Below are 24818 nucleotides of genomic sequence, written 5' to 3'. Positions count from 1 at the left end.
AATCGAGCTGTAAGGGGATGCACACGTGAGCGAACGGCAGTTCGAGCTCTCCGACAAGCGGCGAATGGGCATCACCGGCGCCGGCAATCCGTTCGCGTCGCGTTGGGTGCTGTTCTGCCACCCGGCGCCCGGCGCCGGTGGATTCGACCCCGACCCGCTCGTCACCGACAAGTGCCCGCTCGACATCCTGTCGTTCGATCGCCCGGGATACGGATCATCCGACCCGTGGACCGTGCCGCCTCAGCCCTCACCGCAACGCTGGGTGCTCGACGTGCAGGAGTTTCTGGAGACCTGTCGAACCGACGCAGAATCGATCGGGCACACCGCGTACCGCGACCTCGCCGTGCTGGGCTGGCGCGAGGGATGTATCTACGCGGCGGCGCTCGCCGCTGCGCTGGGGGATGATGTGAAGTCCGTCGCGTTCGTCGAGCCGATGACGCTGAGCCAGGCGGCCCGATCGCTCGCGGAGAGCGACGCGTGGCAGGCGGACCGGCTGATGCCGGGCATCCACAGCGATGCCGCGTCCGAGTTCGCGGGACTCCGCTCCCGGTTGGAAAGGATGCTCTCCATCGCTCGTGAACAGGGCGATGCCGGTCTTGATGCGGACCGAGCGGCCGTCAAGCAGCAGGTGCTCGATGAGAGCCTCGAGGTGATCCGGGCGCCGGCGCTCATCCTCACCAGCGACACGAAGGATCGGAAGTCCGCCGCGCATCGGTACGAGAAGCGGTTGCCGGACGCACGGGTCGAGGTGGCCGACACGCCCGTGCCCATCGCCGGGTGCTGGCCGCGACTCGTCGAGTACCTCGAGCGCTAGAGCGTGCTTCTAGCGGTCGCGGTCGTCCCTGGCGATCTGCTCCGAGGTGCCGCCGGTGCCCGCCTCGGGGTTGCCGCCGTACTCGGCGGGCAGCCTGTCCTGCTGCGACAGCGAGCCGCGGCGACGCCTGCGAACGATCGCGATCAGGATCAGGAGGATGCCGACGCCCGTGAGGATCGCGGATCCGATCGTCAGTGAGGTCTCCCAGACCGCGTTGTTGAGCGCGGTGTCTTTGCCCGGTGTGCCGAATCCGAAGAAGAACATCGCGATCACGCCGATCACGGTGAGCACGATCCCCACCACCAGAAGCGCGATGCCGCGGGTCGGTTTGGTCATTCCGGATTCGGTCATGATGCACCCTTCGCCGTGGTCTTTGTCTACGAAGGATGTGGAGGCCGGTGCAGGGGTTGACACGCCTCGGGTTGGCGCTGATCGCCATCGTCAACCAATGGTTGACGATGCGTGCGCGTCAACGTAGAGTTGACGCATGCAGCAGTTCCCGGTATCGCTTGACACCCTCATCGCTTTCGTGCGCGCCATCCACCCGGAGGGCGACCCGCTCGACCATCTCGCCGACGCCGTTCGGGTCTCCCTGCGCCTGGACGAGCAGGCGGACTCCCTGATCGGCCACTTCGTGGACCAGGCGCGTCACTCCGGCGCGTCCTGGAGCCAGATCGGCGAGAGCATGGGCGTGACGAAGCAGGCTGTGCAGAAGCGCTTCGTCTCCCGGGCATCCGACATCCTGCCGGGAACACCGGAGCGCCTGTTCTCCCGCTTCGCCGAGCGTGCTCGCCGATCGCTCATCGCCGCACGGCGGATCGCGGCGGACGGGCAACCGGTCGCCGACGATGCCGCGTCTCCCACGCCGGTACAGCCGCGGCACATCGTCGCGGGCCTCCTCACGGAGTCCGACGGGATTGCCGCCCGCGCCGTATCGCACCTCGGGATCGACCGCGCCGCCGTGCTCGATGCCCTCGACCTGGCGGAAGCGGAAGGCGTCGAACCCGCTTCGGTCGCCGGTTCCGATGCCAGTCCGGAGGGAGTCCGCTCCGTCACCTTCGACGACGAGGCCAAGCGCCTCATCGCCCGCAGCCTCGATGTCGCCCTCCACTACGGACACAATTACATCGGCACCGAGCACCTGATCCTCTCGGCGGTCGCCGAGGGACCGACGGCGGCTCCGCTCGCTGAACTAGGGCTCGGACTGGATGCTCTCCGCGACGAGATCGAGAGGCTGCTCGCGGAACACGTGTCATAGCACGGCAAGCGAGATCGTACGCCGACGGTCAGCGATGTCGCGCTCCTGGACAACCCGTGTTCCCTCGGCGGCCGCAGAATATTCGCAAGGCCGTGTCGACGACGCAGCAATCGTTCTGCGATACGTCGTGATGAAGGAGACACCGATGTCGTTATCCGCACCGAGCGAAGAAAGCACGCAGCCCACGATTCAGCGAGAGCTGACGGCTGAGGAGGCCGCCCTGCTCGAGCTCGTGCAGGCGCCGGAAGGCGAGGGGCGCGCGATTCTGGATGCCGCGACCCGCGAGGTCCTCGGGCGCGCACCGGTGCAGACGGTCGCAGACCTCGAAGACGCGATCGCTCGCGCGAAGGCCGCGCAGCCGGCGTGGGACGCCCTTGGCCACGAGCGTCGCTCGGAGGTGCTGCTTGCCGCCGCGGATGCCATCGACGCGAACGCGGAGGCGCTTGCGCGCATCCTCTCTCGTGAGCAAGGCAAGCCGCTGAACGGGCCGAACGCCCGCTTCGAGCTCGGCGCGTGCTCCGCCTGGCTGCGCAGTGCCGCGACCACCGTGCTGGAGCCGGAGGTGCTCGTCGACGACGAGCAGACGCACGCAGAGCTGCACTATCGCGCACTGGGCGTCGTCGCCGCGATCGGCCCTTGGAACTGGCCGCTGATGATCGCGATCTGGCAGATCGCGCCCAGCCTGCGCATGGGCAACACGGTCGTCATCAAGCCGAGCGAGTACACACCGCTGAGCGTGCTGGCCATGATCTCGGTGATGAACGAGGTGCTGCCCCCCGACGTGCTGATCGGCATCTCGGGTGACCGCGAGGTAGGAGCGCGCCTGGCCTCGCATCCAGATGTCGACAAGGTCATGTTCACCGGCTCGACCGCCACAGGGCGCAAGATCATCGAGAGCTCCGCCGGCAACATCGCCCGGCTCACCCTGGAGCTGGGCGGCAACGACGCCGGAGTCGTCCTGCCGAGTGCCGACCCGCAGGCGATCGCGCAGGACCTGTTCTGGGGCGCGTTCATCAACACCGGACAGACGTGCGCCGCGCTGAAGCGGCTGTACGTGCACGAGTCCATCTACGACGACGTGATCGAGGCGTTGAAATCGGTGGCCGAGCAGACCCCGATGGGCGAGGGACTCGACGAGGCCAACGTGCTCGGTCCGCTGCAGAACAAGCAGCAGTTCGACATCGTGAACCGGCTCGTCGAGGATGCCAAGGCGCACGGCGCGAGGATCGTCACCGGCGGCGCGCCAGCGCCCGAACTGGGGGAGCTGTTCTACCCGATCACGCTGGTCGCCGACGTGAGCGACGGCACCGCGATCGTGGACGAAGAGCAGTTCGGACCGGTGCTCCCGGTCATCAAGTACTCCGACGTGGACGAGGCCGTCGCCCGCGCCAACCGGCTCGAGGTCGGCCTGGGAGGCTCCGTGTGGGGCGACCCGCAGGAAGCAAGGGCTGTCGCTGCACGCATCCAGTCCGGAACCGTGTGGATCAACTCGCACGGCGGACTGCACCCGGCCGTTCCGTTCGGCGGCGTGAAGAACTCGGGCTACGGCCTCGAGTTCGGCGTGGCCGGCCTGAAGGCCGTCGCCGCCACCCAGGTGATCAGCGGCTGACCGCGGGCAGCGGACATCCGCGCCGCCGCGACGCCGCGGACATCCGCGCCGAGACTACGTGTACGCGCTGACACTACGTGCACCACACGTGGTCTCAGCGCATGTACGTAGTCTCACTTGGGGAGCGGATGGGACCACGAGCGGGTTCGGCGCTCAGCCGTCGGCTGCCAGGTCCTGCAGCAGGAAGCGGGCTCCCTGTTCGCCGATGAGGACTGCGGGGGCGTTCGTGTTCCCGGTCGTGATGCGCGGCATGATCGAGGCATCCGTCACGCGAAGGCGGGCGATGCCGTGCACCCGCAACCTCGGGTCGACCACCGCACCGGCATCCACGCCCATGCGGCACGTGCCGACCTGGTGGTGGTAGGTGATCGCGGTGCGCCGCACGTAGTCCTCGACCTCGTCGTCGGAAACATCGGGGCCCGGGTAGACCTCGACGGCTCCCCACTCTTCCGTCAGAGCCGGTCGCGCGCCGATCGAACGGCACTGCCGAACGGACGCGACGAGGGATGTCACGTCATCCGTCTCCGCCAGCGCGTTCAGGTCGATGCTGACCGCGTCGTCGAGTCCCGGCCCGGTGAGCCGGAGCGAGCCGCGGCTCGCCGGCCGCACGATTCCGGCCATGAGTGAGAAGCCGTCGTCGCCGACGGGCTCGAGGTCTTCGCCGTACATCGGGACCGAGAAGTGGATCGGCTGGGTGTCCGGCTCCTCCAGCCCCGGCCGAGAATGCCAGAACAGGTGCGTCTGCGTCACCGAGACGCCGGGCTGGGGCGGTCCCACCTTCTTCTTCGTGGTGTGGAAGACCACGGGCGAGAGCAGGTGGTCGTGCAGGTTCTCCCCGACGCCGGGCAGATCGCGGACGACGTCGATGCCGAGCGGGGCCAGCCGATCCGCTGGTCCGATGCCCGATCGCAGCAGGATCGCCGGCGAGTCCAGCGCGCCGGCGGCCAGTACGATCTCGTCCGCCCTCGACTCGTGCAGCTCCTGCGAACCGGCTTCGCGGTAGCGCACACCGACGGCGCGGCCGTTCTCGACGATCACGGAGTGCACGTGGCATCCGGTGCGCAGGTCGATGCGGTCGCGCACCGGCTTCAGGTACGCCATCCAGGTGTTCACGCGGCGGCCGTCGCACATCGTGACCTGCTCTTGCGAGACGCCGTCGAGCCGCTCCCCGTTGTAGTCCGGATTGCGCTCCAGACCCTCCTCCAGGGCCGCCCGCATGATGGATGCCTGAATCGGCGCGAGCGGGTACGCATCCGTCACGGGGAGCGGACCGTCGCCGCCGTGCAGGTCGGATGCGCCGCCCGAGAACGCCTCGATGCTCTTGTACACCGGCAGCACGTCGTCCCACGCCCAGCCGGTGCAGCCCTCGGCGGCCCATCCGTCGTAGTCGCTGCGTGCCCCGCGCACCCAGATCATCGCGTTGAGCGCGTGCGACCCGCCGAGAACCTTGCCTCGCGGCAGATGCAGGCGACGTCCCGCCGCGTGATCCTGCGGAACCGTGCGGTAGTCCCAGTCCTCGGGCCCGTGCCAGAGCTCGCCCGCACGGCTCGGGTCGTGGATCGCGGGGTTCGTGTCCTCTCCGCCGGCCTCCAGCAACGTGACGTGGAGACCCGCGTCCACCAGACGACGGGCGACGACGGAGCCGGACGATCCGCCGCCGACCACGATGACGGAGGTCCTTTGGTCGGTCATGGGCGGGACTCCTTCGGTGGGCGGTTTCGACGGGCTCAACCGGCGGTATGGGCGGGGGCCTCGTAGACGCGGCGGCCGGCGAACCAGGTCTCGAGCACGCGGGCGTCGATGATCTCGTCGGGGGAGCCCCCGACGGCGTCGCGGTCGAGGATCACGAAGTCGGCCGACTTGCCGGGCTCCAGCGAGCCGGTCTCGTCGTCCAGTCCCATCGCGCGGGCGGAGTTGATGGTGAACACCTCCAGCGCCTCCTCGGCCGTGATCGCCTGCTCCGGCCACAGCACTCCGGGCGCGCGGCCGAGCGGATCCGCCCTGGTCACCAGGCCCTGCATGCCCTCCAGAGGGTTCGGTGACTCCGAGACCGGCCAGTCCGATCCGCCGGCGACGAGCACGCCGGCATCGATCAGCGACCGGTTCGGCTGCAGGTGCTCGGCACGCTCCGCACCGAGCACGTCCGCGAGAGCATCCGGGATCACCCCCGGGAACCAGATGAACGGCGAGATGTCCGCCACCACACCGAGATGCGCCATGCGGGGGATGTCCGCCTCGGCAAGGAACTGCCCGTGCGCGATCTGCACCGGCGTCTCGAACCCTTCGCTGCGAAGCCGTTCGACGACGTCGAGCAGCAGATGCGCCGAGCCGTCGCCCGTACAGTGCACCTTCGCGCCGAGACCGCGCTCGGTGACGCGGTGCAGCCATCCGTAGAGCTCGTCGGCGTCCATCGTGGTGGTGCCGTGGAAGTGTGCGCCGTGTGCGGCATCCGGCAGGTACGGATCGAGGAAGGACGCCGTACGCGCCGGCGGCACGCCGTCGAGGAAGATCTTCACGAAGTCCGGCCGGTGGTGTCGGGTGCGGTAGCGCTCGCCCATCGCCACCAGCGGCTCGCCGACCGGGTCGTAGCCGAAGATCTCGTCGTTGATCGTGAGGCTCGATACGACCCAGGCGTTCAGCTCGCCTGCCGAGTCGAGCGAGTGCAGGGCGGCGAGGATGTCCGCCGAAACCGCGGCATCCTGAAACGCCGTGACACCGTACGAGCCGAGCAGCTCAACGCCGCGCTGCGACGACCGGCGATGCTGCTCCGGCGTCAGACCACCCGTGCGCGCGAACGCCTCCTCGACCGGAATGCCCGCCGCCTCCAGCAGGATGCCCGTCGGCTCGCCGTCCGTGTCGTCCAGCGGTGTCACGCCGCCCTCCGGCAGCGTCCCCTTGCGGATGCCCGCCAGCTCGAGCGCGCGCGTGTTCGCCCAGCGGTTGTGCCTGCTGTCTTCGACGATCACGACCGGACGGCCGCCGGATGCCGCATCCAGCCGCCTGCGCACCGCCGAACTGTTCAGCTCGGCCATCATCGTGCTCGGGTAAGCGCTGCCGACGATCCAGGCATCCGCCGGAAGGCCAGCCGAGTGCTCGCCGACCCGGTCGAGGATCTCGTCGAGCGAGAGCGTCGACTTCAGCGTCAGCTCGTACAGGTCGGCCCGGCCCGCCTGCGTGTGGTGGTTGTGCACGTCGACGAAGCCCGGATACACCGCCGCCCCGTCGAGTTCGCGCACCTGCGTCGCCTCACCGCGATGCCCGAGCACCTGCTCGGCCGTGCCGACCTCGAGCACCCGGTCGCCGCCGAACGCGATCGCCTCGGCGACCGTGCGCCGCCCGTCCGCCGTGCGAACGACGCCGCCGGTGAGGATGAGATCCGCCGCCGTCATATCAGCGCTCCGGCTGCAGCGCCGGATCGTACTCGGCAGGGTGCACCGTGTTGGAGAGCAGACGCCCGAATGCGCCGAACGTGAAGTGCGTCTGCCCGGTGCCGGCCTCGTCGACGCCGAACAGCACGCCGTGCGAGCGCAGCGATCGCTGGTCGCGGTGGTCGGCGATCGTCACCGATCCGCACGGGATCACCTTCTCCCGCCACGCGAACACGTAGATTCCTGGACGGATGCGCCACGTCGTCTGCTCGTCGGTGTCGGCGAGTCCCTGCTCCGGTCCGGCCAGGCACTGCCAGGAGTACCAGTGCGGCGACAAGTACACGTGCTCGTACGCGTGCTGCGAGGAATACACCCACAGTGCGCGGCGCCCGATCAACTCGTTCGTCGGCGCTGGCGCCTCCCCGGTCTGCTGCATGCCCTCGATGCGTGCCGGCGCGAAGTGCTGCTGCACGGCGGTGTGTCCGGGGGCCGCCTCCCCGATGACACTGAGGATGGCCAGCGCGTGCCCGCCGCGCAGATCGAGCACGAGAGACACCGCCTCGTTCGGCAGGTACTCGTGGTGGAACTGCGCGTAGTACAGGTCGTCGTCCACGCGGATCACCTCACAGGCATCCGTCTGCGACGCAGCCTCGGTCGGGTCGCCCTCTCCCGGCTCGTAGGTCCACGTCACCTCGCCCGGGCCGAAAGTGTGCGTGATGCGGGTGCCGCGCTCGTCGACGATCGTGATCGTGCGTCCGTGGAGGTCGCTCGAGGGCTGCGCCTTGTTGGCATCGAAGCCCGGTGCGAGTCCGTCGAGCGGCAGCCAGGTCGTGGTGTCGGAGAGGTTGGTGGTCATGGATGTTCCTTCCAGGTGGTCGGGTCGGCGGTGGCGCTTTGCGGTGAGAGCTCACAGACCGGGCACGGGATCCTTGCCCTCCTCGGCGGCGTGCACGTTGAACTTCTCGAGATCGGTCGCCAGAGCGTCGTACACGACGGGCTTGCTGCGCTTGAGGTAGGCGCCATAGACGATGCCGACCACGATCGCGAGCACCAGCAGCAGCGGCAGCATCAGAATGAAGATGTTGTCGCTGCCGGCCACGATGTTGAAGTTGAAGACGGCGAGCAGCACGATCGACAGCAGCCCGAGGAACCCGAGCCCCGGTGCGATGAACGTGCTCCACCATCGAGGGTCGCGCTGCCGGCGGAACCACACCACGATCGAGAGCGCCGCGAGCGCTTGCAGGATGAGCACAGCGAGCGTGCCGAACCCGAGCATCGCCGGTACGAGCGTCGCGATCGGGCTCAGCCCGGCCAGCGCGAACAGCCCCGCGATGATCGCGCCGAAAAGTGCCTGCACCAAACCGGCGACGGCCGGTGCTCCGTTGCCGCGCGTGCGGGCGAGTCCGTGCGGCAGGATGCGCGCCCGCCCCATCGAGTACAGGTACCGCGTGGCCGAGTTGTGGAACGCGAGCATCGCGGCGAACAGGCTGACCAACAGCAGGATCTCGGCGATGATCATCATGGGCTCGCCCAGGTACTCGTGGATGAGCGAGAACAGCAGGTCACCGGCATCCAGATGCTTGAGGGATGCCTTCTGCGCCTCGGCAACACCTGTCGCGCTCACCACCGCCCAGGTGGTGACGCCCAGGATGACGCCGATCGCGATGATGGCGGTGTAGGTGGCACGGGGGATGGTCTTCAGCGGCCGCTTGGCCTCCTCGCTGAACAGAGCGGTCGCTTCGAAACCGAGGAAGCCGGTCGCCGCCAGCAGCAGGCCGATGGGCAGCGATCCGGAGAACACCGCCGCCGGGCCGAATGCCGAGAAGTCGAACCCGGTGCGGATCAGCACCGAGATGTCGAAGACGACGAGCATGAGCGTCTCGAGCACGAGCGAGACGCCGAGCACCTTCGAGCTGAAGTCCACGCCGCGCCTGGCCATCACGAAGCACACCGCGATGGAGAGGAGCCCCCACACGTACCAGTGCAGGTCGAAGCCGGTGAGCTGGGCGATGATCGTCTGCATGAAGAAGCCGCTCGTGCCGATCGTGCCGACCACGAAGAAGTTGTAGCCGAGCGTGGCGATGAGGCCGGCGATGAGTCCGCCGGTGCGGCCGAGACCTTTCACGACGAAGGCGTAGAAGCCGCCGGCGTTCGCCAGCTGCTTCGACATCTGCGCATAGCCGACCGCGAAGAGCAGCAGGATGACCGCCACGATGAAGAACGACGCGGGCGCGCCGCCGCCGTTGCCGAGTGCGATGGCGAGGGATGCCACCACGACGATCCCCGTCAGCGGCGCGACCGCTGCAAGCACGAGGAAGACGATGCCGAAGACGCCGAGCGAGTTGCTCTTGAGTGTCGTGTTCGTCGGGTTGTCTGACACGAACGGCTCCTTTGCCTGGGGAGATGCCTGGGGAAGATCCGGGTGCCGCGACCGGCGCGCTGCGGACGGGGCGGTGCCCACCGTGCCATTGTGCGTTCGCGACGGTGCGGAGATGTTGGCCCTGAGCGCACGACGGTAGCGTCGCAGCGCAGACCCGGGTCGGGCCCGCGTGACGCGGCGGCCCGTGTCGGCAGAGGATGACACGCATGGACCTCAGACTCACCGGGCGGCGCGCGCTCGTCACCGGCGCCGCCGGTGGGATCGGCAGCGCGACCGCGCGGGCGCTCGTCGCCGAGGGAGTGTCCATCGCCTTGCTCGACCGCCAGGCGCCGGAGGCGGTTGCGTCAGCGCTCCGTGATGAAGGCGGCCACGCCGTCGCGCTCGCGGCTGACGCGGCTGACGAGCAGCAGGTGGCGTCCGCGGTGGGTGCCGCAGCGCACTGGCTCGGCGGCCTCGACCTCGTCATCGGCTGCGCGGGCGTCTCCGGACCGGTCGGCACCACGCTGGTGGACACGTCGCAGGATGCCTGGGAGCGCGTCTTCGCGGTCAACGTCACGGGCGCGTTCCTGCTGCTCAAGCACGCCCTACCCGAGCTGCGCCGGGGCACCGATCCGGCAGCGGTGTTCGTGGCCAGCGACTCCGCCCTGGTGGCGGCGGGCGGGATGGCCGCGTACTGCGCGTCGAAGGCGGCGTTGCTGCAGCTCGCGCGGGCGGCATCCGTCGAAGAAGAGCTCGTGCGGATCACGGCGGTGTGCCCGTCGATCGTGGACACCCCGATGAGTCGCGGCGACCTCGGGCTGATGGACGGGTTCGACGACGTCGGCTATCCAGTCCAGACCGCGGACGACGTCGCCGCCGAACTCCTGTTCCTGGCCTCGCCGCGCGCCCGAGCGGTCGACGCCACCGGGCTCGTCAGCGACTTCGGCTACACCGCCCGTTCGAGCTTCCCGGCGTAGGGCCGGCATCCAGAGGCTTCAGGAGTACCGAGGCTCCGAATGAGAGGGAGAGACGTGAAGATGGCACAATTCGCCGGAGCCGGCGTCGCAGGCAAGGTCGTCGTGATCACGGGCGGCGGCACCGGTATCGGTGCCGCGATCGCCGAGCGGTTCAGCGCAGAGGGCGCCAACGTGGTGATCGTCGGGCGCAGGCTCGCACCGCTCGAGGAGGTCGCCGCGGCGACCGGGGCCGTTCCGCTGGTCGCGGATGCCGCCGACTCAGAGGCGGCGTCCGGTGTGGTGCGTGACGTGCTCGCCCGATTCGGACGACTCGACGTGCTCGTCGCCAACGCCGGCGGCCACGGCTTCGCACCCGTCGGGCAGACGGATGACTCCAGCTGGGAGCAGGCGCTGCGCGCCAACCTCACGACCGCCTTCACCATGGCGCGCGAGTGCCTTCCGGCGCTCGTCGAGGCGAAGGGGCAGATCGTCGTCGTCTCGTCGCTGGCCGGCCTGTTCGCCGGACCCTCCGTCGCCGGCTACACCGTCGGCAAGCACGCGCTCATCGGACTCACTCGCACGCTGGCGCGCGACTACGGACGCTCCGGCGTGCGCGTCAACGCGGTCTGCCCCGGCTGGGTGCAGACGCCGATGGCCGACGCGGAGATGGACGAGTTCGCCGAGCACGCGCCCGACCTCACCTCACGCGAAGACGGCTACGCGGCCGTCACTGCGGATGTCCCGCTCGGGCGCCCGGCGCAGCCCGCTGAGATCGCCGCGATCGTGCGCTTCCTGGGCTCGGCCGAGTCCTCGTACATGACCGGCGCGGTGCTGGTGGCCGACGGCGGGGCCCACATCGTGGACGTGCCGACGCTGGCGTTCGACCACGCCGGGATGTAGCTCGGGCCGGCACTCAGGCAGTCGTCGTGCCGAGGTAGGCCTCGTGCAGCAGCTGCGGCCGGTCGCGCAGCTGCCGCGCGTCTCCCTGGTACGTGACGCGTCCGCCTGAGACGACGAGCGCTTCGCCGGCCAGTCCGAGCGCCATGCTCGTGAACTGCTCCACCAGCAGAACGCCGACTCCGGCCTGCGCGATCGTCGTCACCATCGGCAGCAGCCGGGTGAACACCACGGGCGCCAGTCCCAGCGACATCTCGTCGATCAGCAGGAACCTGGGCTGCGCCGCGAATGCTCGCGCGAGCACCACCATCTGCTGCTCGCCGCCGGAGAGGAGCGCGGTCGGGGCATCCCACCGCTTCTCCAGCTCCGGAAAATGGTCGAGCGCTGCTCGGGCACGGGCATCCGTCCCGGCCGTGAGCACGAGGTTCTCGCGCACGGTCAGCGACGGGAAGACCGCCCTGCCCTGCTCGATGTGCACGATGCCTCGCTTGGCTCGTGCCACCCGGGAGAGCTTGCCGATCGGCTGGTCGTCGAGCAGGATGCTTCCTCCCGAGAACGCCGTGATACCCGAGACGGACTCGATCAGGCTGGTCTTCCCCGCACCGTTCGGCCCGACGAGCGCGGTCACATCACCCGGTCGCAGCGTGATGCTCACGTTCGAGATCACCGGTCCTGCGCCACGGCTCACCGTGACGTCGTCGAGCACGAGCGAACCATCCACCATCACAACAGCTCCGTCTCACCCATGTAGGCCTTGAGCACGGCGGGGTCCGCCAGCACCGTCTCCTGCGGTCCGCTCGCGATCACCTGCCCGAAGTCGAGCACGGTGATCTCCTGGCACACCGAACGCACCAGCTCGAGGTCGTGCTCGATCAGCACGACGGCGATGCCGAACCGGGCGGGCACCTGCCGCAGCCGCTCGCCGAGCGCGATGTGCTCCTCCAGCGACAGACCGGCGGCCGGCTCGTCCAGCAGCACGACGCGCGGGGACGCGAGCACCGCGGCCGCCACCTCCACGAGCCGCCGGGTGCCGACATCGACGTTCAGCAGCCGGGTGCGTGCCCGCGGGCATCCGAAGAACTCCAGCGTCTCCTCGATCTGCTGCAGCGACAGGCGTCGCCGTGCGACGAACCGCACGTACGCCTCGACGGTCAGGCTCGGCGGAACCCGGTCCTGCTGGAACGTGCGACGCAGCCCGGCGCGGGCGCGTTTCGTTGGGGAGAGGCCGCGCAGGTCGCGGCCTGCGAGCGTGACCGTTCCGGTGTGCTGGGGAAGGAAGCCGCTGATGGCATCCACGAACGTCGACTTGCCAGCACCGTTCGGGCCGATCAGGCCCGTGATCGAGTTCTCGCGCACGGTCACGCTGACGCCGTCCAGCGCCTTCACCGAACCGAACGCGACGCCGAGGTTCTGCACGACCAGCAGCGGGTCGCCGACGGCCGCGGTTCTCGGCGGCGCCTCAATGTCGTCGTCGACCAGCGCGGGATGCTCGCCGGCGGCCTGCACCTTCGCCTGGCGTTTCCACCAGGCGTTCCGGATCGAACCGCCGAGCGTCGAGCCGCTGGCGAGCGCCTGCACGCCCAGCGCGCCGAAGATGACGAAGCCCCAGTCCTGATCGATGCCGAGCCGCTTCAGGATCTCCGGCACAGCGATCCACAGGATGCCGCCAAGGATCGCCATGTCGATCAGGTGTGCGCCGGTCATGATCGAGAGCACGTACAGCGCGAGCGACTGGATCGGCTCGAAGCTCGACGCAAACGCGAGCCCCACCTGACCGGCGATCAGGCCGCCGCTGATGCCGCCGAGCGTCGCGCTCACCGCGAACGCCGTCAGCTTCGACACGCTCACGCTGGCACCGACGGATGCCGTGCCGCGCTCCGAGAACGCAACGGCCTTCCATCCGGCTCCCCAGCGTCCGTTCTGCACGAAGTAGATGACCAGCGCGCACACGGCCAGAACCAGCACGCTGAAGAAGAAGAACTGCGGGTCGGTGCTGAAGGCATCCGGCCGGAGCACCGAGTCGCCGGCCGCGGCCCCAGGGAACTGGATCTGCACGAGCGTCACATCGGCGGCCGCCGCGAAGCCGAGCGTCACGACGGCCAGGTTGACACCGCGAAGCCGCAGAGCGGGCAGGCCGATGATCACGCCGACCGCACCGGCTGCCGCACCGCCCAGGATGAGCCAGACGATGAAACCGCCCGGCGCGTTGGTCACGTTGAGTCCGGAGACGACCCAGGCGCCGACGGCGGCGAACGTGAGCTGGCAGAGCGAGATCATTCCGGCGCTTCCGGTGACGACGCCGAGGCCCAGGATCGCGATCGTTGCCACCACGACGCTGATGCCGAGGTAGACGAAGTATCCGCTCAGGGACAGGCTCAGCACGTAGCCGATGCCGACGCCGCCGATCGCGACGGCGAACGGCAGGGCGTACCTGACGAGCGTGCTGCGGTCAGCGCGCGGCATCCCACACCTCCTTGCGCTGCATCCACAGCAGGAATCCGACGATGACGAGGAACGGCACGAAGTCGCGCACCGCCGAGAGCACGTCGATCTGGGCGACCACGCCGCTCAGCGCACCGAGCCCGAGGCCCCCGATCACGGCGAGGTCCAGCCGGCGGAAGCCGCCGACCAGCGCTGCGGCGGCGGCCGGGACGATGAGCATCGACAGGCTCGTGGCGTCGTTGGCCTGCGACGGCGCCACGATGATGATGACGAGCGAGCTGAGGATGCCTGTGACCGCCCACACCGCGACGCTGAGCGGCCGGGAGGGGATGCCGATCAGCTCGGCCGTGATCGGACGTTCCGACAGCGCCCGCAACCTGGTGCCGACGCCCGTTCGGCTCAGCACGAAATACGACGCCACCGCGACCACCACCGAAAGCAGCACCGTCGTCACCGTCAGCCAGCTGACCGTCACCCCGGCGAGCTGGAACGCGGGGCCGGCGATGATCGGCTCGAACGGCTGCGGCTTGTTTCCGAACAGGATGAACGACAGCGAGATGAGCAGCAGCAGCGGCCCGACCGTGACGGCCGAGCGGGTGCTCGTGTTGGCCTCGGAGAGCCAGGTGGCGACGATCCAGCCGATCACCGCGCTCAGCGCGCCGCCGACGAGGATGCCCACCACCGACGCCACCGGGATGGGCCAGCCCACCATGCTCACCAGCCAGACCGCGCAGAACCCGCCGAACATGCCGGTGGCGGCCTGGGCGAAGTTGACCACTCGCACCAGGCGCGCCATCAGCGTGAGGCAGACCGCGAGAACCGCGTACAGGCCCCCGGAGGCGAGACCCGCTATCGCACCTTGCAGCATCCGGTCAGTCCTTCGGGATGCACAGCCACTTGTCGCCGCCCTTGGCCGCGAGCGCCCACTTGTTCGTGCCGGTCATGAGCTGGATCGGCCAGCCGCAGATGTTCGTGTCGTGCACCTTCGCGGTGCCGAACGTGTAGGGCGTGCCGATCATCGGGTCCTCGATCGGCTTCAAGTTGTGCAGCGCATCCGTCACGTTCTCGCGAGTGATCGCCTTGCCGTCCTTCTTCATCTGCTTCAGCACGCTGATGAAGTGCGTCGCCGCGAGGTAGCCGCCCTGGCTGAAAGCGGTGAGCTTGATGTTGTTCTTGTCCATCAGGTCACGCCACGCCTTGGTCTGCGAGTTGACCTCGGTGAACGGGTAGAACTCCGCGGGAACGTACACGCCCTTGCCGGTGTCGGTCACCGAGTTCGCGTAGTTGGTGCTGTACACGCTGGTGAGCAGCAGCCACGTCACGTCGTTCCAGCCCATCGCCTGCGCGTTCTTCAGCATCGCGATGGAGTCCGGCTCCACGGGGTTGTTCATGATCGTCTTGCAGCCGGCCTGCTTCGCCTTCACGAGGTACGCGGTGTAGTCGGATGCTCCGTACGGCACCGTGTAGTCCGCGTAGAACAGCTTCTGCCCCGTCACCTTCTCCCACTTGGCGATCGCCGCCTGGTACGCGGGCTTCGTGTTGCCGGCGATCTCCAGCAGCGCGCAGATGTGGTCGGCGTGCAGAACCTGGGTGCCGTACAGCAGCGTCAGCGTCGTGTCGTTGAACGGACCGACGTTCGCCGGCGAGATGTTCGGACTGTCGAAACATCCACGATCCACTCCGATACCAGGAATGGAGAGGATGCCCTGCTGCTGGTAGTACTTCGCGTTCAGCTCGCACTCGATGAGGCTGGCGCTGCCCACCATCGCGACGGCCTCGTCCTGGCCGACGATCTGCCTGGCCAGAGCGGTTGCGGTCGCGGGGTCGCCCTTGTCGTCCTGTGCCACGTACTTGATCTTCTGACCGTCGAGGCCGCCCTGTGCGTTGAACTGGTCGAACACGGCCTTCGCCGCCTGCGACGCCTCCGGGAACGTGGCGGGACCGCTGTCGGTGTTGACCGAACCGACCACGATCGGGCTCTTGTCGCCGCTGCCGGAGCCTCCGGATGCCTGGCCTCCTTGACTGCAGCCGCTCAGTGCGAGCATTGCGGCGGCGGCCACCGCGGTGACCGCCATCAGCTTCTTCTTCATCGCTTGCCTCTTCCTCGAGGGATCTCGGGTGGAACCGTGTTGCGTTGCTTCAGAACTCGTGCGTCGCGCGGGCGACGAGCAGGGTGTCGGTGAACTGCTCGAAGGCGACGACCTTCTCGTCGCGCACCCGCCACACGTGGACGACCCGCACGTTCATGTGTTCGCCGGTCGCCTTGTACGTGCCGCTGTACGTGCCGAGCCCGACAACGGTGTCGCCGGCATCGAGCAGCTCAGTGATGGATGCCGTGTAGCCGTCCCATTCGCGGCCGAGACGCTCGAACACACCCGCGCGCACCGCGTCAGGTCCGATGTACGTTCCGGCACACGGGAAGCCGGCCATCTCGGTCCAGTGCACGTCGGCAGCGAGCGGCGCGAGCATCCCCTCGAGGTCGCCTCGGTCGTTCGCGTCGTAGTGCGCCTTCACGACGTCGTATGCGGTCATGGATCGTCCCTTTCGTTACACCGGCTGCACGTCGGGATAGCTCACGGACCCGAGCGGGTAGATGTGTCCTCCCGCGCGCGAGTGCTCCGGCTCGCCCTCACCGTCGAGCCCCAGGAACACGCCAGTGGTGCGCAGCTGGTAGCCGAGGTCGTGCAGCCAAACGCTGGCGACCGCGATGCGGAACTCGCGGAAGCAGAACAGGTACAGCCCGTCCGCGAACTTCCACACCGTCGACAGGTCCGTGTCGCCGTGACCGCGCTGCACGCCCTCAAGGCACTGCCACGAGTAGCGCTTGCTGGAGAGATACACGTGCTCGTAGAGGTGGTGCGGGCTGTACCGGTACACGTTGCGCTTGCCGATCAGGTCGCGGCTGGGCGCCGGCACCTCGCCGGATACGTCGCCCGCGTCGGTGGTGCCGGCCCAGAACCGTTGCGACACCCGAGGAACGCCCCCGACCGCCACATCGTCGATGTGTGACTGCACGGCTAGTGCGCGGTTCGTCGTCGTGGAGTAGACGATCGTGAGCGCCTCGTTCGCCCTGCTGCTCAGGGGAAGGTGCACGAACAGCACGTCATCGCGCACCTGCACCGCGTCATACGGGTCGTTCGTGCCCTCGGCCGCCTCCATGGATCCGGACGCCGACCAGGTCACCGTCTCGGATCCGAATGCGAGACGGATGCTCGTGCCATCATCGAGCGTAACGGTCACGTTCGTGCCGTCGAGAGACGTGTTCGGCAGGCGATACGTGTCGATCCCCGCCGCGAACTCGTCGTACGTGCGCCACTCGTCGTCTGCTGCGTCTTCGGTACTGGTGTCGGCTGTGCTGTCGGCCATGCTGACTCCTCACCGGGCCGCGCCGATGCGAGCCCTCGTGGCCAGCGTCTTGCGGGTCCGATGCCCGCTCAAGACCGCACAGCGGATCGCGCGCCGACAGTCAACCGACGTGCCCTTGGCGGCAAGGTCGGGTCAGCAAGCCCCGGTCAGGGCAAACCCGCGTCAGTGCGTCGCGCGGAACTCGCTGGGGGAGACGTTGAACAGCGACTTGAACGCGCGGCTGAAGTGCGCGGCATCCACGAATCCCCACCGTGCCGCGATGGCCGCCACCGACCGGTCGGCGTACACCGGGTCGACGAGGTCGCGCCGGCACTGCTCGAGTCGGCGCAGCCGGATCCACGTGGACACCGTCGTCTTCTGCTCCTGGAACAGCGCGTGCAGGTGCCGGGTGGAGATGAAGTGCGCCGCCGCGATCGACGCGGGTGACAGGTCCGTCGACGCCAGGTTCCGGTCGATGTGTGCACGGATGCGCTGCATCAGCGCCCGGTGCGGATCGCCTCCTGCGTCGTCCAGTCCGAGTTCGCGGGTGAAGACGGTCGTCACGAGATCGAGCGCGCTGTGCGCCAGCCGCGCACCGACGTTCCCCGCCAGCTGATCGAGGTTGACGGCGAGCTGGCTGAGGTACGGCGCGACGACGGCTCCGACACCGTCGCTGCCCGAGATGCTCACCGCCGTCAACTCGCCGACCAGATCGGCCGGCAGCGTGATCAGGTGGTGCGGGAACATCACCACCATGGTGCGGAACTCCTCGTCGAAGACGAGCGAGTACGGGCGGGACGTGTCGTACACGGCGAGGCTGCCCGGTTCGAGCACCGCCTCGCGGCCGTCCTGGATGAGCAGGCCGCGACCGGCGAGCATGAGGCTCACCTTGAAGTAGTTGCGTCCGCCCCGGGACACGAGCTCGGGCGTCCGCTCGACGACGTGCGGCGCGGCACGCAGGTCGGTGACGTGCACCTCGTCGACGGCGGCGCCGCGGATCACGCTGCGGAAGCCGTCCGCGTGCGAGGCGGTCACCTGCAGCGGAACGAACGCGTCGCTCACGGCCACGCGGAAGTCGTTGATGTTCCGTGCGACATTCGTCGCGACGGTCTGCGGCCTCGTCGCAGCGGGCAGCGTCGTGGGGGATACGGGCATCGTCACCGGCATCTTCACCTCGCACATCTGAGGTCGTAACACGACCATCCAGATTGTATACGATCTTGGCCTCGACTGCCCGGCGAGGTGCTCCAGTTGACCAGGAGTGCACGCGGATGGCCACTCTGTGCAGGGTCTGCCGGCGCGTTCCGGATGCCCGCGGTGCAGGCATGCACCCGCGTTGAGTTTTGTGTCAACAACTGTAGAATGACGGCCACGGCACATCGAAGTGACGTCGACCTCTCACAGGTAGGCGCCCGCGACGGGCACGCCGGCGAAGCCGACTTGCCGGCGATCACAACGAGGTTCCATCCCTTGAAACGCCAACCGAGAGAACAACGAATGAAGAAAGCAACAGCTGCACTCGCGGTGTCCGCTGCGCTCGTCCTGGCGCTCAGCGGATGCTCGGCCGGCGGCTCGTCATCGTCATCGACGACGAGCAGCGGAAAGGCCGCAGCCGCGGGCCCGCTCAACATCGGCAACTTCGCCGACGTGACCAACTGGGATCCCTCCAAGGCCGACATCGGGTTCGACGGTCCCTACCTGTCCGCGGTGTACGACCCGCTGGTCGCCTCCGACGGCGACGGCAAGCCGGTTCCCGCGCTCGCGAAGAGCTGGGACGTGTCATCCGACGGACTCAAGTACACGTTCCACCTGCGCACCGGCGTGAAGTTCAGCGACGGCGAGGCCTTCAACGCGGCCGCCGCGGTGAAGAGCCTGGAGTACCTCAAGGCCGGAGCCCGCTCCAGCGAGGCATACGGCAACGTGTCCAAGATCGTCGCCGTCGACGACAAGACGGTCGAGATCGACCTGTCGAAGCGCGACGACACGATGCTCTACCTGATGGCGATCGGCCGCAGCTACATGATGGCGCCCAAGGCGATCGACGCCGGAACCCTGTCGAAAACGCCGGTCGGCTCCGGCCCGTACACGCTCGACAAGTCCAGCGTTCCGGGCTCCTCGTACAAGTTCGAGAAGGTGAAGGGCTACTGGGACGCCAAGGACTTCCCGTTCGACCCGCTCACGATCCAGCCGATCCAGGATGCGACGGCTCGCGACAACGCCATGGTCTCCGGGCAGATCAACGTGAACTACGGCGACCCGACGGCTCTGAAGCAGGCGCAGACGAACGGCTGGAACGTGGCGTCCAAGCCATCGATGTGGGTCGGACTGCAGTTCACCGACCGCTCCGGCGAGAAGTTCAAGCCGCTTGGCGACGAACGCGTGCGTCAGGCGCTGAACTACGCGTTCGACGGCGAGGCGACGCTGAAGTCGATCGGCAATGGCGACGGCAAGTTCACGAACCAGGTGTTCCCCGCGGGCGGCGCCGGCAACGACCCGTCGCTGAATTCGATGTATAAGACGAGCATCGCCAAGGCGAAGAGTTTGATGGCCGAGGCGGGATACGCGGACGGCTTCTCGCTGCACATGCCGATGGCGCAGCCGTTCCAGGCCTGGCAGCCGGTCGTCGACCAGGTGTTCAAGCAGCTGAACATCAAGGTCGCCTGGGACAACATGCAGTACATGGACTACCAGGCCAACGCGCCGACCTACCCGATGTTCGTGGCGGTCATCGCGATGGACTCCAACCCGGTGGCCACGGTTCAGCGTCAGATCAACCTGCCGCAGTGGTACAACCCGACACCGCAGGTCGACAAGTTCCCGAAGGTGCAGCAGCAGGTGGATGCCGTGTTGAACGCGGATCCGAAGGATCAGGCGACCCAAGTGAAGAAGCTCAACGAGCTCATCACGTCGATGGGATGGTTCTCGGTCTGGTACCAGGCGAACAACAGCTACATCTCCACCTCGAACATCCAGGTGACGCCCGTCGTCGGCATGATGTTCCCCACACTGCGGCAGATCCAGCCGAAGTCGTGAGCGTGGCGGGTCGGGTCGTCGCCTGAACGCGAGGACCCGACCCGTCCCCCCTTCTCTCCCCATTTCCGCCATCGTCAGGATGCCCGCCCGATGCTCAGATTCACCCTCAGGAGGCTGGTCTCCGGCCTCGTGCTGCTCGTCGTGGTCGCGACCGGCACGTTCTTCCTCGCGCATGCAGCCATCCCCGATCCCACGGTCGGGCTGCTGGGCAGCGCCGCGACCCCGCACGCCCAGCAGGTGCTCGCGCAGCAGCTGGGCACCGATCGTCCGCTCCTCGTGCAGTTCTGGGACTGGATCAGCCACCTCGTGGTCGGCGATCTCGGCACGTCATGGCGCAACTCGCAGACGGTGTGGTCGCAGATCGCCCTCAAACTGCCGGTGACGCTCTCCGTTGTCACGTTCGCGATGATCCTCTCCGCCGTATTTGGCGGACTGTTCGGCGTGCTGGCCGGTCTCCGGCCCGGAAGCATCGTCGACCGGGTGGTGAAGACGGCATCCGTCGTTCTGTTCGCCCTGCCCGGGTTCTGGGTGAGCATCGTGCTGGTCATCTGGTTCGCCGTGGATCTGCGCTGGTTTCCCGCCGTCGGCTACACCGCGCCGACGGAGTCGATCGGAGGATGGCTGCGCTCCATCACACTGCCGGCCGTCGCGCTCGCTCTCGGCGCGATCGTGATGATCGCCGAGCAGCTCCGCAACGCGATGATCACGGCGAACCGCCAGGACTACGCCCGAACGCTGCGCAGCCGAGGACTGTCCACCACTCGCGTGACACTGCACCTGCTGCGCAACGCGGCGCCGTCGTCGGTGACGGTTCTCGCGCTCATGTTCGTCGGCCTGCTCTCCGGCGCGATCGTGGTCGAGCAGGTGTTCGCTCTTCCCGGCATCGGCGCGCTCACCAACGGTTCGTCGCAGAACGGTGACATCCCCATCCTGCTCGGCATCACGGTCGTGACGGTCGCCTTCGTGGTCGTCGTCAACTTCCTGCTCGACCTGGTGCTCGGCTGGCTCAACCCGAAGGCACGTGTGCAATGAGTGCTCCCATCGCCGAATCCATCGATCCGCGCGCGGCATCCCGCTCGTCGCTGTTCGTTCAGTTCCTGAAGCGGCCGGCCGGTGCCGTCTCGCTCGCCGTGCTGCTGATCCTGGTGCTCGTCGCCGTGCTCGCGCCGATGCTGGCACCGCACGACCCCAACCTCGTGACCTACACGCTGACGAAGGCACCGCCCGGGCCTGGGCATCCGCTCGGTGGTGACAGCAGCGGGCGGGATGTCCTGAGCCGGCTCATCTACGGAACCCAGCTCACGCTGTGGGGCGCCTTCATCACCGTGGTCGTCGCGCTGGTGATCGGCGTTCCCTCCGGTGTCGCCGCCGGATACTTCGGGGGCAAGTTCGACCAGGTGGCCACCTGGATCAGCGACGCTCTGCAGTCCGTGCCGGGCATGATCATCCTGCTCATCGTCGCCGCGGGTAGCCGGAACAACTTCGAGCTGCTGATGTCGACCATCGGTGTGCTGATGGCGCCCGGGTACTACCGGCTGGCCCGCTCGACCACGATGAGCGTTCGCAACGAGGTGTATGTGGATGCCGCGCGCGTAGCAGGTCTGGGACACCTGCGGATCATGGCGAAGCACATCGTCAAGTCGGTGTATGCACCGGTGATCATCCAGACCGCGCTGACCGCCGGCATGGCCATGGGCATCCAGGCGGGTCTGCAGTTCCTCGGCATCGGCAGCGCGAAAACGCCGAGCTGGGGCGCGATGATGAACGACGGATTCCAGAACATCCTGCTGGATCCGCTCCTCTTGTTGTGGCCGTCGCTCGCGCTCGGCATCGCGATTGCGGCGCTCGCCATCGCTGGGTCGACGTTCGCCGAGCTCGTCGCGGTGCGCACCCCGAAGCCGCGTAAGCGGTCTCGCGCTTCTCGTGCGAATGCATCCGAGTTCGGTTCGACCACGACCGGTGTCCTGGTGCACGCGCCGACCGATTCGGCGGTGCAGATCGAGAACCTGCACGTGTCGTACGACACCGCCCAGGGCGAGGTCGAGGTGGTGCACGGCATCAATCTCGACGTCGCGCCGGCGGAGGTGCTGGGGATCGTGGGCGAGTCCGGATCGGGCAAGTCGCAGACCGTGTTCTCGATCCTCGACCTGCTGCCGAGCACCGGGCACTCGTGCGCCGACGCGATGTGGATCGAGGGACGCGAGGTGTCGAAGCTGAGCCGCAAGCAGCGGGCGAAGCTGCTCGGCAGCGTGATCGGATACATCCCGCAGGAACCGATGTCGAACCTCGACCCGAGCTACACGATCGGGTACCAGCTCACGGAGCCGCTCCGACACGTGCACGGACTGTCGAAACGGGAGGCGAAGGCGCGTTCCCTGGCACTCCTGGAGCGGGTGGGCATCGTGGACCCGGTACGGGTGATGGCGTCGTATCCGCACCAGCTCTCCGGCGGCATGGCGCAGCGCGTGCTCATCGCTGGCGCTTTGGCCGGCAACCCTTCGGTTCTCGTGGCGGACGAGCCGACGACGGCTCTGGATGTCACAGTGCAGGCGGAGGTGCTCGAACTCCTGCGTGAACTGCAGGCCGAGTACCGCACGGCGCTGGTCATCGTCACGCATAACTTCGGTGTGGTCGCCGACATCTGCGATCGTGTGGTCGTGATGCAGAAGGGATCGATCGTGGAGTCGGGCACGGTGCACGACGTCTTCGGTTCGCCCGCCGAGGCGTACACGCGCGAGCTGATCAGCGCTTCGCTGGATGACGCTGCGCCGCGAGCGGAGCTGGATGCGGAGTACGCGTCGCGGGTTGACAGCAGTGCCCGTGCCGCGGTGCCCACAGCCCGGGTCGACGCGGCGGTCGGCGCCGAGAAGGAGGTTCTTGCGTGAGTGTGGCAACAGAGGAACGACCGGACCTGCTCACCGTTTCGGATGTCTGCGTCGACTACACGAGTGGACGCCGCAAGCAGGCGTTCCGGGCGTTGAAGGGCGTGTCCCTCGAGATCGGCGCGGGCGAGTGCCTGGGGCTGGTGGGGGAGAGCGGTTCGGGAAAGTCCACGCTGGGCAAGGCGATCCTGGGGCTCGCACCCGTCGCCAGCGGAACGATCACGTTCGACGGCAAGGACATCACGCACGCGAAGGGCGCGGAGCGTCGTGCGCTGGCGTCGAGCATCCAGGTGGTTTTCCAGGATCCGTATGGGTCGCTGGATCCGCAGCTGACGATCGGCGAGATCCTGGCGGAGCCGTTGACGGCGGCCGGGACTCGTCGAGGTGCCGCGCGTTCGGCAGTGGGGGAGATGCTCGAGCGGGTCGGGCTGCCGGGTTCGGTGGTGGACCGGTATCCGAGTGAGTTCTCCGGTGGGCAGCGGCAGCGGATCGCGATCGCACGTGCGCTGGTACGCAAGCCCCGGTTGATCGTCTGCGACGAACCGGTGAGTGCGCTGGACCTGACGACGCAGGCGGCGATTCTCGATCTGTTCATCTCGTTGCAGCGGGACACCGGTGTGTCGTACCTGTTCGTCTCGCACGATCTCGGTGTGGTGCGACGCATCTGTCACCGCGTGGTCGTGATGTATCACGGTGAGATCGTGGAGAGCGGTGACGGTGAGGCGGTCACGCGTGATCCGCAGCATCCGTACAGTAGGCGTCTCCTGATGGCGTCGCCGGTGGCGGACCCGTCGAGGCAGGCCGAGCGTCGTGTGGCATGGCTCCGTCTGAAGGACCAGGCCGCGTAGTTGATCTGAGCGTTCAGGAGCACCTCGACCGCCGTCGTCGTGTGGTTCCCGCCCGGCGCAGCGTCACGGTTGCGCGAGAGCCGGCCGCGCGGGTCCGTTCTCACGCAACCGGGATGGCTCATGGTCTGTGTCTGCGCCCGCGGTTCGGGATGGTTTGCGTGTCCTGCGCCGACGGCCCGGATGGTGTGCGTGGCCTGCGCCGACGGCCGGATGCTTCGAGGTGCTCGTGCCTGCGGGCAGCGCCTGCGGCTCGGGATGCTTCGAGGTGCTCGTGCCCGGGGTTGGGTCGGGCGGGCGTGCTCATCCGGTGCATCGACGTACCTGTTCCCAGGTGGTGCTCTTGGGGTGGAGGGGTATCGGTGCCAGGTTCATCCCGGGCGGCGGTATCAGCTCGTACTGGGTGCCTCGTCTGCGGATTCTCCAGTGGTTGTTGTGCAGGTTGAGATGATGAAACTTGCAGAGGCTGACGCCGTCGGCGATGTCCGTTCTGCCGTGGTGTTCGGCGTAGTTGTTGATGTGGTGGGCTTCGGTTTGCCAGGGTGGTCGGTCGCAGCCGGGCCAGAGGCATCCGCCGTCCCGGGCGCGGAGGATGACGCGTTGGGCGGGGCTGAAGAGTCTGCGGGTTCGGCCGAGGTTGAGGGCGCGTCCTGACCGGTCGACGGTGATCGGCACGACCCCGTCGGTGCAGACGGTCGCCTCGACCACGGTGTGCGGGACGGCGAACGCGGAGCCCTCGAGTTGACCTGACGGGATGCCCGTGCCAGGTTCACTCTCACCGCGCTCCGGGTCGTCACCGCGGTCGGTGTCGGTTGTGTCGGTGTCGGTTGTGTTGATGACGGTGATGACGCGCACCGCGGGCCGCTCGGTGCGGAAGGTGGTGCTGGTATCGCAGGCGGCGCCGTCGTGGAGCACGGCCAGGAGGGTGTCGAAGGCGAGTTGTTCGTTGCTGCGCGGGTCGTCCAGCAGGTGTTGCGCCCACGCCACATCGTCTTTCGTGGTGAAGCGGG

22 protein-coding genes are annotated in these 24818 nt (G+C 68.0%); 9 read left to right on the top strand and 13 right to left on the bottom strand.

The genetic code is table 11. The features are described from left to right. Positions 1 to 25: 25 nt before the first annotated feature. Entirely contained in the window at positions 26 to 814 is a 789-nt protein-coding gene (locus ACTHNC_RS01595) for an alpha/beta fold hydrolase (RefSeq protein ID WP_440292835.1), read from the top strand. Positions 815 to 823: 9 nt separating this feature from the next. On the opposite strand, the gene ACTHNC_RS01590 is transcribed toward ACTHNC_RS01595, so the two are convergent. After that, positions 824 to 1165, bottom strand: coding sequence for a hypothetical protein (locus ACTHNC_RS01590; protein WP_440292834.1), 342 nt, complete (start codon positions 1163 to 1165; stop codon positions 824 to 826). 136 nt (positions 1166 to 1301) lie between these two features. Between ACTHNC_RS01590 and ACTHNC_RS01585 the strand changes: the two genes are divergently transcribed. Both ACTHNC_RS01585 and ACTHNC_RS01580 read left to right on the top strand, forming a co-directional pair. Further along, entirely contained in the window at positions 1302 to 2072 is a 771-nt protein-coding gene (locus tag ACTHNC_RS01585; RefSeq protein WP_440292833.1) for a Clp protease N-terminal domain-containing protein, read from the top strand. 145 nt (positions 2073 to 2217) lie between these two features. Next, positions 2218 to 3681 carry an aldehyde dehydrogenase family protein gene (locus tag ACTHNC_RS01580; RefSeq protein WP_440292832.1) on the top strand — a complete coding sequence of 488 codons (1464 nt, stop codon included), beginning with the start codon at positions 2218 to 2220 and terminating at the stop codon, positions 3679 to 3681. 153 nt (positions 3682 to 3834) lie between these two features. On the opposite strand, the gene ACTHNC_RS01575 is transcribed toward ACTHNC_RS01580, so the two are convergent. The 4 genes from ACTHNC_RS01575 to ACTHNC_RS01560 are packed head-to-tail and all read right to left on the bottom strand — an operon-like array spanning position 3835 to position 9429. Continuing rightward, positions 3835 to 5373, bottom strand: coding sequence for a GMC family oxidoreductase (locus ACTHNC_RS01575; protein WP_440292831.1), 1539 nt, complete (start codon positions 5371 to 5373; stop codon positions 3835 to 3837). A 35-nt stretch (positions 5374 to 5408) separates the two neighbouring features. Then, on the bottom strand, positions 5409 to 7070 hold the full coding sequence (locus ACTHNC_RS01570) for an amidohydrolase (protein WP_440292830.1): 1662 nt from the start codon (positions 7068 to 7070) through the stop codon (positions 5409 to 5411). Between the two features lies 1 nt (position 7071). Further along, positions 7072 to 7905 (bottom strand): MoaF C-terminal domain-containing protein, encoded by an 834-nt coding sequence (locus ACTHNC_RS01565; RefSeq protein WP_440292829.1) that lies wholly within the window; start codon positions 7903 to 7905, stop codon positions 7072 to 7074. A gap of 51 nt (positions 7906 to 7956) precedes the next feature. Next, positions 7957 to 9429, bottom strand: a complete 1473-nt coding sequence (locus ACTHNC_RS01560) for an APC family permease (protein WP_440292828.1) — start codon at positions 9427 to 9429, stop codon at positions 7957 to 7959. A 206-nt stretch (positions 9430 to 9635) separates the two neighbouring features. Between ACTHNC_RS01560 and ACTHNC_RS01555 the strand changes: the two genes are divergently transcribed. Together ACTHNC_RS01555 and ACTHNC_RS01550 are read left to right on the top strand one after the other, a co-directional pair. Further along, positions 9636 to 10385, top strand: a complete 750-nt coding sequence (locus tag ACTHNC_RS01555) for an SDR family NAD(P)-dependent oxidoreductase (RefSeq protein WP_440292827.1) — start codon at positions 9636 to 9638, stop codon at positions 10383 to 10385. A gap of 60 nt (positions 10386 to 10445) precedes the next feature. Beyond that, a complete protein-coding gene (locus ACTHNC_RS01550; RefSeq protein ID WP_440292892.1) occupies positions 10446 to 11264 on the top strand; it encodes an SDR family NAD(P)-dependent oxidoreductase in 819 nt (272 codons plus the stop codon). Positions 11265 to 11277: 13 nt separating this feature from the next. On the opposite strand, the gene ACTHNC_RS01545 is transcribed toward ACTHNC_RS01550, so the two are convergent. The 7 genes from ACTHNC_RS01545 to ACTHNC_RS01515 all read right to left on the bottom strand — a co-directional run bounded on the left by ACTHNC_RS01545 (position 11278) and on the right by ACTHNC_RS01515 (position 18203). Then, positions 11278 to 11985 (bottom strand): ABC transporter ATP-binding protein, encoded by a 708-nt coding sequence (locus ACTHNC_RS01545; RefSeq protein WP_440292826.1) that lies wholly within the window; start codon positions 11983 to 11985, stop codon positions 11278 to 11280. Next, positions 11985 to 13724 carry a branched-chain amino acid ABC transporter ATP-binding protein/permease gene (locus ACTHNC_RS01540; protein WP_440292825.1) on the bottom strand — a complete coding sequence of 580 codons (1740 nt, stop codon included), beginning with the start codon at positions 13722 to 13724 and terminating at the stop codon, positions 11985 to 11987. The genes ACTHNC_RS01545 and ACTHNC_RS01540 overlap by 1 nt, the downstream gene beginning before the upstream one ends. Next, positions 13711 to 14571 carry a branched-chain amino acid ABC transporter permease gene (locus ACTHNC_RS01535; protein WP_440292824.1) on the bottom strand — a complete coding sequence of 287 codons (861 nt, stop codon included), beginning with the start codon at positions 14569 to 14571 and terminating at the stop codon, positions 13711 to 13713. The genes ACTHNC_RS01540 and ACTHNC_RS01535 overlap by 14 nt, the downstream gene beginning before the upstream one ends. Before the next feature lie 4 nt (positions 14572 to 14575). Then, complete coding sequence (locus ACTHNC_RS01530; RefSeq protein WP_440292823.1) at positions 14576 to 15793, bottom strand: ABC transporter substrate-binding protein; 1218 nt, start codon at positions 15791 to 15793, stop codon at positions 14576 to 14578. 49 nt (positions 15794 to 15842) lie between these two features. Further along, positions 15843 to 16235, bottom strand: coding sequence for a nuclear transport factor 2 family protein (locus ACTHNC_RS01525; protein WP_440292822.1), 393 nt, complete (start codon positions 16233 to 16235; stop codon positions 15843 to 15845). A gap of 15 nt (positions 16236 to 16250) precedes the next feature. Beyond that, positions 16251 to 17069 carry a MoaF C-terminal domain-containing protein gene (locus ACTHNC_RS01520; protein ID WP_440292821.1) on the bottom strand — a complete coding sequence of 273 codons (819 nt, stop codon included), beginning with the start codon at positions 17067 to 17069 and terminating at the stop codon, positions 16251 to 16253. Between the two features lie 162 nt (positions 17070 to 17231). Then, positions 17232 to 18203 carry a helix-turn-helix domain-containing protein gene (locus ACTHNC_RS01515; RefSeq protein WP_440292891.1) on the bottom strand — a complete coding sequence of 324 codons (972 nt, stop codon included), beginning with the start codon at positions 18201 to 18203 and terminating at the stop codon, positions 17232 to 17234. Positions 18204 to 18545: 342 nt separating this feature from the next. Here ACTHNC_RS01515 and ACTHNC_RS01510 point away from each other — a divergent pair, with 342 nt between their 5' ends. The 4 genes from ACTHNC_RS01510 to ACTHNC_RS01495 all read left to right on the top strand — a co-directional run bounded on the left by ACTHNC_RS01510 (position 18546) and on the right by ACTHNC_RS01495 (position 23811). Further along, positions 18546 to 20081 carry an ABC transporter substrate-binding protein gene (locus ACTHNC_RS01510; RefSeq protein ID WP_440292820.1) on the top strand — a complete coding sequence of 512 codons (1536 nt, stop codon included), beginning with the start codon at positions 18546 to 18548 and terminating at the stop codon, positions 20079 to 20081. A 90-nt stretch (positions 20082 to 20171) separates the two neighbouring features. Next, positions 20172 to 21113 carry an ABC transporter permease gene (locus ACTHNC_RS01505; protein ID WP_440292819.1) on the top strand — a complete coding sequence of 314 codons (942 nt, stop codon included), beginning with the start codon at positions 20172 to 20174 and terminating at the stop codon, positions 21111 to 21113. Beyond that, positions 21110 to 22966: a dipeptide/oligopeptide/nickel ABC transporter permease/ATP-binding protein gene (locus ACTHNC_RS01500; RefSeq protein WP_440292818.1), complete on the top strand. Its 1857-nt coding sequence runs from the start codon at positions 21110 to 21112 to the stop codon at positions 22964 to 22966. The genes ACTHNC_RS01505 and ACTHNC_RS01500 overlap by 4 nt, the downstream gene beginning before the upstream one ends. Before the next feature lie 2 nt (positions 22967 to 22968). Further along, a complete protein-coding gene (locus tag ACTHNC_RS01495) occupies positions 22969 to 23811 on the top strand; it encodes an ABC transporter ATP-binding protein (protein WP_440292890.1) in 843 nt (280 codons plus the stop codon). Between the two features lie 300 nt (positions 23812 to 24111). Here the strand turns inward: ACTHNC_RS01495 and ACTHNC_RS01490 are convergent. Next, positions 24112 to 24818, bottom strand: a 707-nt coding sequence (locus tag ACTHNC_RS01490) for a DUF222 domain-containing protein (protein ID WP_440292817.1), incomplete at its 5' end; no start/stop codon positions are given.

This window comes from Humibacter sp. (assembly GCF_051954055.1).
Lineage (GTDB): Bacteria > Actinomycetota > Actinomycetes > Actinomycetales > Microbacteriaceae > Humibacter.
This window is presented reverse-complemented; position numbering and strand designations above follow the sequence as displayed.

Bases quoted from the DNA above. Each gene is read 5' to 3' on its own strand.
- ACTHNC_RS01575 (WP_440292831.1), bottom strand. From the start codon at position 5,373: ATGACCGACCAAAGGACCTCCGTCATCGTGGTCGGCGGCGGATCGTCC.
- ACTHNC_RS01505 (WP_440292819.1), top strand. From the start codon at position 20,172: ATGCTCAGATTCACCCTCAGGAGGCTGGTCTCCGGCCTCGTGCTGCTC.
- ACTHNC_RS01570 (WP_440292830.1), bottom strand. From the start codon at position 7,070: ATGACGGCGGCGGATCTCATCCTCACCGGCGGCGTCGTTCGCACGGCG.
- ACTHNC_RS01515 (WP_440292891.1), bottom strand. From the start codon at position 18,203: ATGCCCGTATCCCCCACGACGCTGCCCGCTGCGACGAGGCCGCAGACC.
- ACTHNC_RS01580 (WP_440292832.1), top strand. From the start codon at position 2,218: ATGTCGTTATCCGCACCGAGCGAAGAAAGCACGCAGCCCACGATTCAG.
- ACTHNC_RS01565 (WP_440292829.1), bottom strand. From the start codon at position 7,905: ATGACCACCAACCTCTCCGACACCACGACCTGGCTGCCGCTCGACGGA.
- ACTHNC_RS01540 (WP_440292825.1), bottom strand. From the start codon at position 13,724: ATGCCGCGCGCTGACCGCAGCACGCTCGTCAGGTACGCCCTGCCGTTC.
- ACTHNC_RS01530 (WP_440292823.1), bottom strand. From the start codon at position 15,793: ATGAAGAAGAAGCTGATGGCGGTCACCGCGGTGGCCGCCGCCGCAATG.
- ACTHNC_RS01510 (WP_440292820.1), top strand. From the start codon at position 18,546: ATGAAGAAAGCAACAGCTGCACTCGCGGTGTCCGCTGCGCTCGTCCTG.
- ACTHNC_RS01590 (WP_440292834.1), bottom strand. From the start codon at position 1,165: ATGACCGAATCCGGAATGACCAAACCGACCCGCGGCATCGCGCTTCTG.
- ACTHNC_RS01520 (WP_440292821.1), bottom strand. From the start codon at position 17,069: ATGGCCGACAGCACAGCCGACACCAGTACCGAAGACGCAGCAGACGAC.
- ACTHNC_RS01545 (WP_440292826.1), bottom strand. From the start codon at position 11,985: ATGGTGGATGGTTCGCTCGTGCTCGACGACGTCACGGTGAGCCGTGGC.
- ACTHNC_RS01555 (WP_440292827.1), top strand. From the start codon at position 9,636: ATGGACCTCAGACTCACCGGGCGGCGCGCGCTCGTCACCGGCGCCGCC.
- ACTHNC_RS01585 (WP_440292833.1), top strand. From the start codon at position 1,302: ATGCAGCAGTTCCCGGTATCGCTTGACACCCTCATCGCTTTCGTGCGC.
- ACTHNC_RS01525 (WP_440292822.1), bottom strand. From the start codon at position 16,235: ATGACCGCATACGACGTCGTGAAGGCGCACTACGACGCGAACGACCGA.
- ACTHNC_RS01550 (WP_440292892.1), top strand. From the start codon at position 10,446: ATGGCACAATTCGCCGGAGCCGGCGTCGCAGGCAAGGTCGTCGTGATC.
- ACTHNC_RS01535 (WP_440292824.1), bottom strand. From the start codon at position 14,571: ATGCTGCAAGGTGCGATAGCGGGTCTCGCCTCCGGGGGCCTGTACGCG.
- ACTHNC_RS01500 (WP_440292818.1), top strand. From the start codon at position 21,110: ATGAGTGCTCCCATCGCCGAATCCATCGATCCGCGCGCGGCATCCCGC.